This is a genomic window from Aureimonas sp. OT7 (genome assembly GCF_014844055.1).
Lineage (GTDB): Bacteria > Pseudomonadota > Alphaproteobacteria > Rhizobiales > Rhizobiaceae > Aureimonas > Aureimonas altamirensis_A.
Genome location: NZ_CP062167.1, coordinates 1,605,635 through 1,618,719 on the forward strand (window position 1 = coordinate 1,605,635; position 13,085 = coordinate 1,618,719).

At 66.0% G+C, this 13,085-nt stretch carries 9 protein-coding genes, 1 other RNA gene and 2 pseudogenes; 5 read left to right on the top strand and 7 right to left on the bottom strand.

Translation table 11 applies throughout. The annotated features are described in order from the left end of the window. Positions 1-7: 7 nt before the first annotated feature. From IGS74_RS07725 to IGS74_RS07745, 5 genes and pseudogenes are all read right to left on the bottom strand, one after another. Positions 8-1,195, bottom strand: a complete 1,188-nt coding sequence (locus tag IGS74_RS07725) for an ABC transporter permease (protein ID WP_192390486.1) — start codon at positions 1,193-1,195, stop codon at positions 8-10. Continuing rightward, positions 1,192-2,274 carry a microcin C ABC transporter permease YejB gene (locus IGS74_RS07730; RefSeq protein ID WP_192390487.1) on the bottom strand — a complete coding sequence of 361 codons (1,083 nt, stop codon included), beginning with the start codon at positions 2,272-2,274 and terminating at the stop codon, positions 1,192-1,194. Before IGS74_RS07730 ends, IGS74_RS07725 begins: the two co-directional genes overlap by 4 nt. A gap of 63 nt (positions 2,275-2,337) precedes the next feature. Next, positions 2,338-4,215: an extracellular solute-binding protein gene (locus IGS74_RS07735; RefSeq protein ID WP_192390488.1), complete on the bottom strand. Its 1,878-nt coding sequence runs from the start codon at positions 4,213-4,215 to the stop codon at positions 2,338-2,340. Next, the gene (locus IGS74_RS07740) at positions 4,212-6,104 is read right to left on the bottom strand and encodes an extracellular solute-binding protein (protein WP_192390489.1); all 1,893 of its coding nucleotides are present in this window, start codon (positions 6,102-6,104) and stop codon (positions 4,212-4,214) included. Before IGS74_RS07740 ends, IGS74_RS07735 begins: the two co-directional genes overlap by 4 nt. 414 nt (positions 6,105-6,518) lie before the next feature. Continuing rightward, positions 6,519-7,244: pseudogene (locus IGS74_RS07745) on the bottom strand (c-type cytochrome); the annotation flags it as partial. A 269-nt stretch (positions 7,245-7,513) separates the two neighbouring features. Here IGS74_RS07745 and IGS74_RS20255 point away from each other — a divergent pair. Together IGS74_RS20255 and IGS74_RS20260 are read left to right on the top strand one after the other, a co-directional pair. Beyond that, positions 7,514-8,221 (top strand): annotated as a pseudogene (locus IGS74_RS20255) (3-deoxy-manno-octulosonate cytidylyltransferase); the annotation flags it as partial. Between the two features lie 12 nt (positions 8,222-8,233). Continuing rightward, entirely contained in the window at positions 8,234-9,118 is an 885-nt protein-coding gene (locus tag IGS74_RS20260) for a prephenate dehydratase (protein ID WP_246723129.1), read from the top strand. On the opposite strand, the gene nudC is transcribed toward IGS74_RS20260, so the two are convergent. Further along, entirely contained in the window at positions 9,119-10,039 is a 921-nt protein-coding gene (gene nudC / locus IGS74_RS07755) for an NAD(+) diphosphatase (RefSeq protein ID WP_246723070.1), read from the bottom strand. Continuing rightward, positions 10,036-10,455, bottom strand: a complete 420-nt coding sequence (locus IGS74_RS07760) for an HIT family protein (protein ID WP_039188957.1) — start codon at positions 10,453-10,455, stop codon at positions 10,036-10,038. Before IGS74_RS07760 ends, nudC begins: the two co-directional genes overlap by 4 nt. 75 nt (positions 10,456-10,530) lie before the next feature. Between IGS74_RS07760 and ffs the strand changes: the two genes are divergently transcribed. From ffs to IGS74_RS07775, 3 genes are all read left to right on the top strand, one after another. Then, positions 10,531-10,628, top strand: an RNA gene (gene ffs, locus IGS74_RS07765) — signal recognition particle sRNA small type. Positions 10,629-10,741: 113 nt separating this feature from the next. Then, positions 10,742-12,736, top strand: a complete 1,995-nt coding sequence (locus IGS74_RS07770) for a DNA polymerase III subunit gamma/tau (protein ID WP_192391551.1) — start codon at positions 10,742-10,744, stop codon at positions 12,734-12,736. Between the two features lie 4 nt (positions 12,737-12,740). Next, on the top strand, positions 12,741-13,064 hold the full coding sequence (locus tag IGS74_RS07775) for a YbaB/EbfC family nucleoid-associated protein (protein WP_192390492.1): 324 nt from the start codon (positions 12,741-12,743) through the stop codon (positions 13,062-13,064). The last annotated feature ends 21 nt before the right edge of the window (positions 13,065-13,085 follow it).

Genomic DNA, 13,085 nt, shown 5'->3' on the forward strand with positions numbered 1-13,085 from the left:
GCGCCTTTCATTGGAAGCTCTTGCGCGGATCGAAGGCATCGCGCACGGCCTCGCCCACGAAAACAAGGAGCGACAGCATCAGCGACAGGACGACGAAGCCGGAAATGCCGAGCCACGGTGCCTGGAGGTTGTTGCGTCCCTGTGCCAGCAACTCACCCAGCGACGGGGAGCCGGGCGGCAGGCCGAAGCCGAGGAAGTCGAGCGACGTCAGCGTGGTGATGGAGCCGTTGAGGATGAAGGGAAGGAAGGTCAGCGTCGCCACCATGGCGTTGGGCAGAAGGTGGCGCATGATGATCGTGCCATCCTTGACGCCCAGCGCCCGCGCGGCGTTCACATATTCGAAGTTGCGGGCACGCAGAAATTCGGCGCGCACCACACCCACGAAGGCTACCCATGAAAACAACAGCATGATGCCGAGCAATATCCAGAAGCCCGGAGGCAGGATCGCGGCCACGATGAGCAGAAGATATAGCACCGGGATGGAGGACCAGATTTCGATGAAGCGCTGGAAGATCAGGTCCACCCAGCCGCCGAAATAGCCCTGCACCGCGCCGGCCGAAACGCCGATCACGGCGGAGGCGACGGTCAGCACCAGCCCGAACAGCACCGAGATCCGGAATCCGTAGATCAGCCGCGCCAGCACGTCGCGCGCCTGGTCGTCGGTGCCGAGCCAGTTCATGTTGCCGAAATTGCAGTTGATGTCGGCCGCGCCCTCCGGATAGCGCTGGCAGCGCTCCTCGACGGACATCGTCCAGGATGGCGCGGAGGGCGCGGGTGTCGGCACCTCGTTGTTGACGGTGCGGTAGGAATAGCGGATCGGCGGCCAGATCGCCCACCCGTTCTGGGTGATCTCGTCCTGGATGAAGGGGTCACGGTAATTGGTGACCGGCAGGAAGCCGCCGAAGACCTCCTCCGGATAGTCGACGAAGATCGGCGCATAATACTCGCCCCGATACTGGATGAGGATCGGCTTGTCGTTGGCCACGAACTCGGCGAACAGCGTGACGACGAACAGCACGAGGAAAATCCAGAGGGACCATGTGCCGCGCCGGTTGGCCTTGAAGTTCTGCCAGCGGCGGCGGTTGAGCGGCGACAGCCGTAGACGGCGCGCCGCGGCGGGCGGGGCGACCTGCGCGATCCCGGCCGCGTCGGCGCCGGCGCGGGTGGCCGCGGGTTCCAGGGAATCCACGCTCATACGTCGCGCCTTTCGAAGTCGATCCTCGGGTCGATCCATGTGTAGCAAAGGTCGGACACCAGCGTCGCGACGAGGCCGATCAGCGAGAAGATATAGAGCGTCGCGAAGACCACCGGATAATCGCGCCGATAGATGCTTTCGAAGCCGAGCAGGCCCAGCCCGTCGAGCGAGAAGATCGTCTCGATCAGCAGCGAACCGGTGAAGAAGGCCGAGATGAAGGCACCGGGAAATCCGGCGACGATGATCAGCATCGCGTTCCGGAAGACATGGCCATACAGCACCTTGCGGTCGGTGAGCCCCTTGGCCCGCGCCGTCGTCACATATTGCTTGCGGATTTCGTCCAGGAAGGAATTCTTGGTCAGCAGCGTCGTGGTGGCGAAGGCTGAAAGGGACAGCGCGATCAACGGCAGGGTCAGGTGCCAGAAATAGTCGACGATCCGCTCCGGCCAGGACAGTTGCTCCCAGTTGTCGGAGACGAGGCCCCGCAGCGGGAACCAGTCCAGGAACGATCCGCCGGCAAAAAGCACGATCAGAAGCACGGCGAACAGGAATCCCGGTATGGCATAGGCCACGATGACGATGGCCGACGTCCAGACGTCGAAGCTCGTGCCGTCCTTCAGGGCCTTGCGAATGCCCAGCGGAATGGAGATGCCATAGGAGATCAGGGTGATCCACAGCCCGAGCGAAATGGAAACGGGCATCTTTTCCTTGATGAGGTCGATGACGCTGACCGACCGGAAATAGCTCTCACCGAAATCGAAGCGGACGAAATTCCAGATCATCAGGCCGAAGCGTTCCAGCGGCGGCTTGTCGAAACCGAATTGCTGCTCGAGCTTGGCGATGAAGGCCGGGTCCAGCCCCTGCGCGCCGCGATAGCCGGAACTGTCCGTGCTGGGCTGGTACTGTGTTTCGCCCGCGCCACCACCCGACAGGCGGTCGCCTGCCTGGCCCTGCAAGGTCGCGATGACCTGCTCTACCGGTCCGCCTGGCGCGAACTGGATGACGATGAAGGAAATGGCCATGATGCCGAACAAGGTCGGGATCATCAGCAACAAGCGGCGTAGGATATAGGCGCCCATATCGGCTGCTTCTCAACTCCGGTTCGGGTGGGCGGCGACGACGGCCGGGCCGGTCATGGCGGGTCAGGCCCGGCCGATGGCGCGGGCTTTGTCCTCTTCGTACCACCAGAGGGATTCCACCGGGAAGCCGTAATCGGGCTTTTCGTCCTTCATTCCGAACATATCCCAATAGGCCATGTGGTTGACGTCGGACGTGATGTTGGGGACCCAGTCCAGCCGGGCCCGCAGCACGCGGTCGATGCAGCGCATGATGGTGACGAGCTCGTCCCGGCTTTTGGGCGTGCCCGTGCGCTCGATCAGCGCATCCACCGCCGGGCTGGCCATGCCGGGGAAGTTGTAGCCACCTTGCGCGTCCTTCATGCCGCTGCCGAAGAAGATGCGCAGGCTCTCCGGCGTCGGCGTCGCGCCCAGCGAGAAGGCCGACAGCATCATGTCGAACTCGAAGCGGTTCTGCCGTGCCTGATACTGGGCGGCGTCCACCAGCCGGAAATCGGCGCGGATGCCGACGCGGCGCATGTTCTCGATCATCTTGCCGTAGACGCGGGTCTGTTCCGGATCGTTGATCATGTATTCCACGGCCAGCACGACGCCTTCCGCGTTGACGAGCCTGTCACCGTCGCGCCGGAAGCCGGCATCGGCAATCAGCTTGCTGGCTTCGCGCAGCATGGTGCGGTCGAAGCCGCTGCCGTCCGATACGGGCTGCACCCAGACCTCGCCGAACACCTCCGGCGGCAGGTCGGCGCGCAGCGGCTCCAGGAACGCCAGCTCATCGGGGCCGGGTACGCCGGTAGCCACGAACTCCGACCCCTGGAAACAGGAATTGGAATGGGTGCGCAGGCCGAACATCAGATTGGCGTTCGTCCATTCGAAGTCGAAGCACAGATTGATGGCCCGGCGCACGCGCGGATCGGCAAACTGGGCGCGGCGCTGGTTGAAGGCCCAGCACTGGAATTTCGGCCGCTTGTCGGTGGGAAACTCGCGCTTCACGATCCGCCCGTCGGCCACGGCGGGAATGTCGTATTCCGTGGCCCAGGCTTTGGTGGTGAACTCCTGCCGGCAGGTGATATCGCCCTTCTTGAAGGCCTGCAGCGCCGCCTGCCTGTCGCGGAAGAACTCGATGCGCAGCGTCTGGAAGTTGTCCAGCCCCTTGGCGAAGGGTTGCTCCCAGCCCCAGTAATCGTCGCGCCGCTCATACTCGATGAAGCGCCCGGGCTCGAAGCGGCCGACGCGATAATTGCCGCTGCCGGGGATCTCCTGCATTCCCGTCCGGGTGAAATCCTTTCCTTCCAGGAAGGCGGCGCTGAGAATCGGGATGCCCGACATGGCGCCCAGCGCTGCCGGCACGGTCTGCCGACCCGAAAAACGTATCGTAACGGTTTGCGCGTCACCGGCTTCCACGCTGTCGACTTCCGAAAGCAGGATCATCAGGCTGGGATGGCCCTCCCGCTTCATCAGGTCGTAGGTGAAGGCGACATCCCGCGCGGTGACCGGCTCTCCCGTCGAAAAGCGTGCCTCCGGCCGAAGACGGAAGGTGAAGCTGTTGCCGTCGGCGGACATGGTGACCGATTCCGCCAGGGCGCAGTAGATCGAGTCCGGCTCGTCCAGGGCGGAGACCATCAGCGTATCGTACAGCTTTTCCATGCGGGGCGGGGCGTTGCCCTGCAGCACGAAGGTATTGAGGGTATCGAACGTATCGGGCGCCTGGTTGAACAGCCAGGATGGCACACTGAGCACCATGCGTCCGCCCACCGGCGCATCCGCGTTGGCATAGTCGAAGCTTGCGAAACCCTGGGCATATTTCAGGTCGCCGAAGGCCGAGAGGCCGTGCAACGGCTTGTCGACGGGGTTGTCCCCAAGGGACAGGCGCGGAAAGGCGGCGGCGCCCGCGGCACCGGCCAGGATCTGGCCGAAGCGGCGGCGACTGAGCCAGACGCCCGTCATTGCGGCTGCCCCTCGGATGGCGCCGGCTGCGGGGTGGTTGCGCCGGCACGCACCCACCAGGAGAACGGGTCCAGGCCGATATAGGATGGCTGCGTCTCCGGCATTTGGAGCTTGTCCCAATAGGCGAGCCAGATATCGGGATTATGCCATTGCGGGACCACGTAGTAGTTCCACAGCAGCACGCGGTCGAGCGCCCGGCTGGCGGCCACCAGACTGTCGCGATCCGGCGCGAAGACGATCTTGTCGATGATCGCATCCACCGCTTCGTTGCGGATGCCGGCCAGGTTGCGGCTGCCGTGCTGCGACGCGGCGGCGCTGCTCCAGAAATCGCGCTGCTCGTTGCCGGGCGATAGGGATTGCTGGAACTGCCCGGTCACGACGTCGAAATTGAACTCGTCCACCAGTGCCTGATACTGCGAGGCATCGACGATCCGCACCGTGGCACGGATGCCCAGTCGGCGCAGCTGATTGGCATACGGCTCGAGGATGCGGCTGTCATTGGGATCGTCTCCCAGAAACTCGATGCTCAGCACTTCCCCTGTAGCGGCATTGACAAGGTCGCTCCCACGCCGCTCGTACCCTGCGTCGCGCAGCAGGTCGAAGGCTTCGCGCAGATAGGTGCGCTCCGCGTTCGGCGCGGAATAATCGGGCAATGCGTATCCTTTAGTGAAGACCTCCGGCGGCAGCTTGTCGCGCAGGGGCTCCAGCACGGCCAGTTCGTCTTCGCCGGGCAGCCCGGTGGCGGCCAGCTCCGTATTCTGGAAGAAGCTGACGGTCCGCTTGTACTGGCCATGGAAGAGGGTGCGGTTCATCTCCTCGAAGTTGAAGGCCAGCAGAAGCGCGTGGCGCACGCGCGGATCGGAAAACTTTTCGCGGCGCGTGTTCAGCACATAAGCTTGCATCGGCTGCGCACTCTCCGTGGGGAGAGCGATCTTCTTGACCTGGCCGGATTTGAAGGCAGGGAAATCATAGCCCGTCGCCCACCGGCCGGCGCTGTTTTCGGCGCGATAATCGGCGAAGCCGCCGCGCTTGAACGCCTCCCATGCCGCGTTGAGATCGCGGAAATAGGTGTAGTGGATGCGGTCGTAATTGTAGCGGCCAAGGCGCGTCGGATGATCCTTGGCCCAGTAGTCCGGCACTCTTTCCCAGGTGATGGTGTTTCCGGTGTCGAAGCTGGCGACGCGGTAGGGGCCCGAGCCGAGCGGCGGCTCCAGCGTCGGCTCTTCGATATTGCGCTTGTTGCCCCGCGCATCGGTGCCTTCCCAGTAGTGCTGGGGCAGCACGACGAGGTCGCCCATGATATTGGGTAACTCGCGGTTGCCGGTCTGGTCGAAGCGGAATGTGACTTCGCGCTCGCCCGTTTCCTCGACCGAGGTGACGTTGTGATAGTAGTTGGCATAGAGCGGGTACAGGCGGGTAACCGTCTGGAAACTCCAGATCACGTCGTCGACGGTGATCGGCTGGCCATCGTGCCAGCGGGCATCCGGGTCCAGCCGGAAGCTGACGGAGGAATAGTCGGCCGGATAGCGCATCGCCTCGGCGATCAGCCCATGGCTGACGCCTGGCTCGTCCAGCGCCTGGTCCATCAGCGTATCGTAGGCAAGGCCGCCGCCGAAGGCCGCGAAGCCGGCCGCCGCCGTACCCCGCAGCACGAACGGGTTGAAGCTGTCGAAGCTTCCCGAGCCGGCAAGATTCAGGGTGCCGCCCTTGGGCGCGTCCGGGTTGACGTAATCGTAGCGGGTGAAGTCGTCGCCGTATTTGGACGGCTCGATGATGCTGGACCATTCGCGCCACGCGTCGGCGGCGGGCTCCTGCGCCCGGACAGGCGCGGCGAGGGAGAAGGCGGCGACCACCAAAGCGAGGGTCGGGGCAACGGCGCGTCCGGTCAAATCTGTCTCCGCATCTCGTTTACAGGCTCACGCCCAAGCTGCTGCCAGCTTTGTGGCGCGGTTTGGACAGACCCTCATCATGACGAAAGTTTAATCGCCGGTGCCGGAGGCGCAAGAATAGGCCCAATAAAAAAGGCCGGCGGTTGGCCGGCCTTTCGCGAATCGTGCCCTTGCCGGCGCTTACTGCGAGCCGGTGCCGGCGGGGGCACCCTGGGTCGGCGCGGGAGACGCATCCTGCTCGCCCGTGGAAGGGTCGGTCGTGCCCGGAGCCTGCTGCGGGGTGCCGTCCGGCGTGGTCGTGGTGGTGGGTTCCGTCACATCCGGCGCCGCTTCGCCTTCGGCCGGAGCGGCAGCATCGCCACCTTCGGCCGGCGCGGCAGCATCGCCACCTTCGGCCGGCGCTGCAGCATCGCCACCTTCGGCCGGCGCGGCAGCATCGCCACCTTCGGCCGGCGCGGCAGCGTCGCCACCTTCGGCCGGCGCGGCAGCATCGCCACCTTCGGCCGGAGCGGCAGCGTTGCCACCTTCGGCGGGCGCAGCGGCATCGCCACCCTCGGCCGGTGCAGAAGCATCGCCACCTTCGGCCGGTGCGGCTTCCGCTTCAGGCAATGGGGCGGGGTTGTCCGACAGCGTCCGCAGATAGGCAATCAGATCGGCGCGGTCGCCATCATTGTTGATGCCCGCGAAGCTCATCGCCGTGCCGCTGACATACTGGCGCGGATTATGCAGGAAGCCGTTCAGGTGCTCGTAGTCCCAATGGACGGAATGATCCTCGCTGAAGGCGGTCATGGCGGCCGAGTAGGAGAAGCCTTCATGCACCGCGATCGGCCGGTTGACGATGTCCCACAGGTCGGGGCCGACGAGGTTCGGGCCGCCCTTCTCGCCGCTGTGGCAGGCCTGGCAGCGCTTGAAGACGGCGGCGCCGGCCTCTGCATCGGCATCCTGCATCAGGACGGCGATGGGCACCGCAGCGGGTGCTTCGGCGGCGGCGCCGGTATCTTCCGGCACCTCGATCGCAAAGCCCGGACGCTCCGGCGCCTCTGAGTGGAAGATGACTTCGGCAAGAAGGCTGCCGCCAAACAGAACGAACACAGTACCGAGCACGGCACCGAAGATCTTGTTGGCCTCAAAAGAATTCATGGACAGGGCGGCTCCCTCATCAGCCGGCGGCGGCACCGACGAACGGTTCTAAAATTCGCGCGGAAGCTATGTCTTTTGCCCTTTCAAGGCAACACCTGTAGACCGCTCCCTGGGCTTGCGAATCGCCGGTCTCAGCGCGTTTGCGCGAAACCGCCGGGCCGCAAGCTTGGAAGTCTTCTTACATTGCCCGCCGCGCCGATCAAGCAATTGCTGCGGCGATGCGGATGCAAAAACAACCGGATTGTCGTCGTCCACAGGGTCTTGAAGCGATGCGCCCAGTCATTCTGATACCTGCCCGTCTTGCCTCGACGCGCCTACCGGGCAAACCGCTTGCCGATATCGCGGGCAAGCCGATGATCGTCCGGGTGGCCGAGCGTGCCGCCGCGGCCAATGTCGGCCCCGTGGTGATCGCGACCGATTCCGACGATATCGCGCTTGCCGTGAAGGCGGCCGGATTTCAGGCGGTGATGACAGGGGCCGCGCATCAATCGGGCTCGGACCGCATCTTCGAGGCGCTGACCCTGTTCGATCCGGAAGGCGGTTTCGATACGATCGTGAACCTCCAGGGCGACCTGCCCACGATCGAGCCGGAAACGATTCGCGCCGTCCTGTCGCCGCTGCTGGAGCCGGCCTGCGATATCGCCACGGTGGCGGTGCCTTTCGAGGGGGGCGCGGACGCGCAGGACCCGAGCGTCGTCAAGCTTGTCGGCAGCGCCGTCGCACAGGACAGGTTGCGCGCCCTCTACTTTACCCGGGCGACCGCCCCGACGGGGCAGGGGCCGTTGTTCCACCATGTCGGCATCTACGCCTATCGCCGCGCCGCGCTCGAGCGTTTCGTGGCCCTGGGCCCGTCTGCCCTGGAGCGGCGCGAGAGCCTGGAGCAGTTGCGCGCGCTCGAGGCGGGCCTGAGAATCGACGCCGCGCTCGTCGACGCCGTGCCCCTTGGGGTGGATACGGCGGCGCAACTGGAGGATGCGCGCGCCTTCTACCTGCCAGGCACCAAGACCAACCGGATCTCCTTCCAGGGGGAGCCGGGCGCCAATTCCGACACGGCATGCCGCAACATGTACCCCGGCATGGAGCCCTTGCCCTGCGACACCTTCGAGGAAGCGTTCGCCGCGGTTACGCGGGGCGAGGCCGACCTTGCGATGATCCCCATCGAGAACACCATTGCCGGGCGTGTCGCCGATATCCATCATCTGCTGCCGGTCTCGGGCCTGCGGATCGTAGGCGAGTACTTCCTGCCCATCCGCTTCCAGCTTATGGCCAAGCCGGGGACGCGGGTGGAGGATATCCGCGAGGTGTACAGCCACATCCACGCGCTGGGGCAATGCCGCGGCATCCTGCGGCGCAACGGCTGGCGCGGCATCGTCGCCGCCGATACCGCGGGCGCGGCCCGCATGGTGTCGCAGATGAAGGAAACGCATGTCGCGGCGCTGGCGCCGAAGCTTGCGGCCGAACTCTACGGCCTTCAGATCCTGGCCGAGAACGTCGAGGACGCCGAGCACAACACGACGCGATTTGTGGTTTTGTCACGCAAGGGCCACAGCGAACGTGCGCTGTGGGCGCCACGGCGCGACCGGATCGTGACCACCTTCCTGTTCGAGGTGCGTAACCTGCCCGCCGCCCTCTACAAGGCGCTCGGCGGCTTTGCGACCAATGGCGTCAACATGACCAAGCTGGAGAGCTACCAGATCGGCGGGGCCTTCACGGCCACGCAGTTCTATGCCGACATCGAGGGGCATCCGGACGAGCGGGGCGTCGCCCATGCGCTCGAGGAGCTTGCCTTCTTTACCAAGCGGCTGACGATCCTGGGTGTCTATCCCGCCTCGGACGACAGGCCGGCAACCCCGCCGACCGCGCCGGGAGAGTGATCAGCCGGGCACGCTGCCCTCGGCAAAGGCCCGGATGAGAATACTGGCGATGGCAAAAGGCTTCGGGGCGCCGAGGCCGCCGGGGTGCGTGCCGGCCAGCATGGCGCGGACTTCGGTCCGGTCGAACCAGCGGCAATCCTCCAGTTCGTCGGCATCGTAGCGCACCGCATCCCCAAGGGCGCGGCCGAAGCAGCCGATCATCAGCGAGCCGGGAAACGGCCATGGCTGCGAGGCATGATAGGCCACCGCGCCGACGTTCAGCCCGGACTCTTCCAGCACTTCGCGCCGGACGGCGTCTTCCAGCGTCTCGCCCGGTTCCACGAAGCCGGCGAGGGCAGAGTACATGCCGGGCGCGAACTGCTTCTGACGGCCGAGCAGGCAGCGGTCCGCGCCATCGTGGACCAGCATGATGACGACGGGGTCGGTGCGCGGAAAGAACATCTCGCCGCACGCCGTGCAGCGGCGGCGCAGGCCTCCGGCCTCCGACAGGGTCTTGCCGCCGCAGACCCCGCAATGCCGCGTCCGCCTGTTCCAGTAGAGAAGATGCTGCGCCTGCCCGAGCGTGCCCTCTTCATCGCTTTTGAGGACGCCCGCCATGGCTAGCCCGCGCAGGTCCATGGCGCGGACGCCGGACGCGCCCTCGGGCGGGGTCGGGGCCGTGGCCGCTACGACGGGGACGCCGTCATCCGGGTGGTGGCCAAGCAGCACCGCTTCCGTCATGTCGGCGCCCAGCGCCTGCGCCCCCGCGAGGTCGAAGAAGGCGTCCGGCGCATCGTCCGGACCGGTCACCAGGAAAGATCGCTCCGCCAGCAGGCAGATGCGCAGGCGCGGGTCTGCAAGGGCGTCCGGCATGCTGGCAGGGCCGCGCTTTTCGCTGTCGCGGAACAGCCGGTTGCCCGTAAAGCCAAGGGGACGCGTCACCAGGCAAGCTCCGCCGCCGCCAGCCGTGCGATCATGGCATCGGCCTGTTCCGGCTCGTAAGGCTCGCGCCCGGGATGGCCGAAGGGCGCGCCCGGCCAGGCCGGATCGCGGCCATTGCGGGCGATGACGTGCATGTGGAACTGCTCGACGATATTGCCGAGGCTGCCGAAATTGATCTTCTGCGGGGCGAACTCCCGCGCCAGCATCCGGGCCGTCGCATTGGTTTCCGCCATGAGAGTCGCGCGGTCCTCATCGGAAAGATCGAATATCTCGACGATCCCGGGCCGTTCCGGAACCAGCAGCAGCCAGGGCCAGCGCCGGTCGTTGAGCAGCAGCATCCGGCAAAGGGCGAGGCGGCGCACGAAGAAGGCATCGGCATCGAGCCGGCGGTCGAGAAGGAAGGTCGGATGGGTCAAACGTGATCCTCGGATTTCTGTCCAACGCTGTCTTTGCAGTTGCATTTACACCAAGAGCGGACGATATACACGGCGGGAGGTTGGTGGTGGACGAGCCACTCGCCAACCGGGTCAGGTCCGGAAGGAAGCAGCCCCAACGAGTTCCGGCACGGGTCACCGTGCCAGCCTCCCACCTTCGGCATTGCATCCGCGTACTGGCGCGGTATCACTGCTCTTGAACGGACCGGTTTTCGTTCCGGCAGGAATCGCCACCCGGAGAATCGCTCTTTTGGCCAGTGCTGAAGATATGGCGGATCGTGGCGGCCAGCGGGCCTACCGCGTTCTGGCACGCAAATACCGCCCCCAGAGTTTCGACGACCTCATCGGCCAGGAGCCGATGGTGCGGACGCTGACCAACGCTTTCGAGGCGGGGCGGATCGCACAGGCCTGGATGCTGACGGGCGTGCGCGGCGTCGGCAAGACGACGACGGCGCGCATCCTGGCGCGGGCGTTGAACTATGAGACGGAAACGGTGCACCGGCCGTCCATCCGCATGGACCAGCCCGGCGTGCACGATCAGGCCATCATGGAAGGCCGGCATGTCGATGTGGTCGAGATGGACGCCGCCTCCCACACCGGCATCGACGACATCCGCGAGATCATCGAGCAGGTGCGCTACCGACCCGTTTCTGCCCGCTACAAGGTCTACATCATCGACGAGGTCCACATGCTGTCCACGCAGGCTTTCAACGGCCTGCTGAAGACGCTCGAGGAACCGCCGGAACACGTCAAGTTCGTCTTCGCCACCACCGAGATCCGCAAGGTTCCCATTACCGTTCTGTCGCGGTGCCAGCGTTTCGACCTGCGGCGCGTCGAGGCCGCCCGCATGATGGAGCATCTTGGCAAGGTGCTCGGCGCGGAAGGTGTCGCCGTCGACGAGGAGGCGCTGCGGCTGATCGCCCGGGCTTCCGAGGGCTCGGTGCGCGATGCGCTGTCGCTTGCCGACCAGGCAATCGCGCATGGGGCCGGGCATGTCGGCGCCGATGCCGTGCGCGACATGCTGGGCCTTGCCGACCGCGCCCGCGTGATCGACCTGTTCGAGATGCTGATGGTGGGCGATGCCAGCGCCGCCATAACGGAGCTGCGGGCGCAGTACGCCGCCGGGGCGGACCCGCTGGTCGTTCTCGGCGATCTGGCCGATTTTACCCATCTCGTCACGTCGCTGCGCTTCGTACCGGAATCGGCGGCGGACGCCTCGCTGGCACCGGTGGAAGCCGAGCGCGGAGCGGCATTGGCGCAAAGCCTTTCGGTGCGCACATTGTCGCAAGTGTGGCAGATGCTGCTGAAGGCCATCGAGGAGGCGCGGCTGGCCGCGTCGCCCCGGCAGGCGACGGAAATGGCGCTGATCCGGATCGCCTATGCGTCGACCCTTCCGGGGCCGGAGGAGCTGTTGAGGCTGGTGGAATCCGGGGCCTCGGTGCCGGCGGCTGCCGCCACCCCGGCGCCGCCCGCTCCGGCGTCACCGCATTCGCCGGGGTCGGGTGGCCCGACCGGCGGGCAAACAAGTGGCATGGCAAGCGGCATGGCAAGCGGCCCGCCAAGCGGACAAACCGGCGGCGACGGGGCTGGCGTCGCCACTCGGGTGGCGGCGCCCGTTGCCGACCGTGGCGGCGTCAAGGCGCTGGCCGGACGCGGGGCGCTCAGCCTGCATTCCTTTGCGCCCGAGCCGCAGGCGCAGCCGGTGCCGGCCGCCGAGGCGGAGCCCACGATTTCCATCGCCTCGCTCGAGGATATCGATGCGCTGGCGCTCGAAAAACGCGATTCGCTCGCACGGTTGCGGATCCGCCGCTATCTGCGACCGGTGCGGATAGAGGCCGGCCGGCTTGAGGTCGGCCTTGCCGACGACGCTCCGGCAACCTTCCCCGGCGAATTGATGCGCAAGCTGCACGACTGGACCGGCCGGCGATGGATCGTGACGGTCGCGACCGGCCCGGTCGAGGCGCCGACGCTGGAAGAGATCGCCCGCGAGAAGCGGGAGAAGCTCCTGCGCGACGTGGCGCAGGATCCGGACGTGGCTGCCCTGCTGTCGGCCTTTCCCGGCGCGCGCATCGCCGATGTGCGCCTGCGGGCCGAGGCGGTGGCGGCGGGGGACACGGGCGAGGCGCTGGAGGCCGTCGAACCGCCGGATGATTCCGCCGGGTTTGACGGAGCCGCCCTGCTGGACGATATCGACCCCGAGGGCGAATTGCCCGATGAGGCCTTCGCGGCCGCCGACGACGAAGACGACGAGAGCGAGGATTGATTCCGTGAAAGACCTGATGGGCATGATGAAGCAGGCGAAAGCCATGCAGGAGAAGATGCAGGACCTCCAGCAGGAGCTGGCCGAGGTCGAGGCCACCGGGCAGTCCGGCGGCGGCCTCGTGTCAGTGACGCTGAAGGGCCAGGGAGAGCTGACGGCGCTTGCCATCGACGGCTCGCTCGTCAATCCCGACGAGAAGGACATGCTGGAAGATCTGATCGTGGCAGCCCATGCGGACGCCCGGCGCAAGCTGGACCAGCAGATCCAGGAAAAGACGCAAAGCCTGACGGCGGGGCTGCAGCTGCCCGCCGGGCTGAAGCTGCCTTTCTAGGACGGACGGCGCACAAGCACC

What these genes read in the sequence shown, in the direction of transcription:
- IGS74_RS07725 (WP_192390486.1), bottom strand. Translation starts at nt 1,195, where the DNA reads ATGAGCGTGGATTCCCTGGAACCCGCGGCCACCCGCGCCGGCGCCGAC.
- IGS74_RS07730 (WP_192390487.1), bottom strand. Translation starts at nt 2,274, where the DNA reads ATGGGCGCCTATATCCTACGCCGCTTGTTGCTGATGATCCCGACCTTG.
- IGS74_RS07735 (WP_192390488.1), bottom strand. Translation starts at nt 4,215, where the DNA reads ATGACGGGCGTCTGGCTCAGTCGCCGCCGCTTCGGCCAGATCCTGGCC.
- IGS74_RS07770 (WP_192391551.1), top strand. Translation starts at nt 10,742, where the DNA reads ATGGCGGATCGTGGCGGCCAGCGGGCCTACCGCGTTCTGGCACGCAAA.